This window comes from Tamlana crocina, assembly GCF_012037625.1.
In genome coordinates, this window is record NZ_JAAVJS010000606.1 from 1 (window position 1) to 334 (window position 334).

Genomic DNA, 334 nt, shown 5'->3' on the forward strand with positions numbered 1-334 from the left:
TTTGGACCAATTCCTCCACCTCCATCCCCTGCATGGCAAGCCATACAGTTGGTTTGGTACAGGGCAGCTCCTTTTTCCAGTTCTCCCGCATCAGTCAGTAACACTACAGATTCTGCATCCACAAGATCTGGAGCATTCTTTTTGTATTCTTCTACCGCCAGTTTTGCCGCCAGCATTTCGGTTTCATATTCTGTCACCTGGTTATCTCCGTCAAAAATGTGATAATAAGCCATATACCCGGCTGCGTAAATTATAGAGGCATAGAAGGAATAGAGCCACCATGGCGGTAACTTGTTATCCAGTTCTTTAATACCGTCGTAGTTATGATCCAGCT

General features: G+C 45.2%; 1 protein-coding gene. It reads right to left on the minus strand.

From position 1 onward, the window contains the following. On the minus strand, nucleotides 1-334 hold a 334-nt coding region (locus tag HC176_RS18250; protein WP_167920414.1), incomplete at both ends, for a cbb3-type cytochrome c oxidase N-terminal domain-containing protein.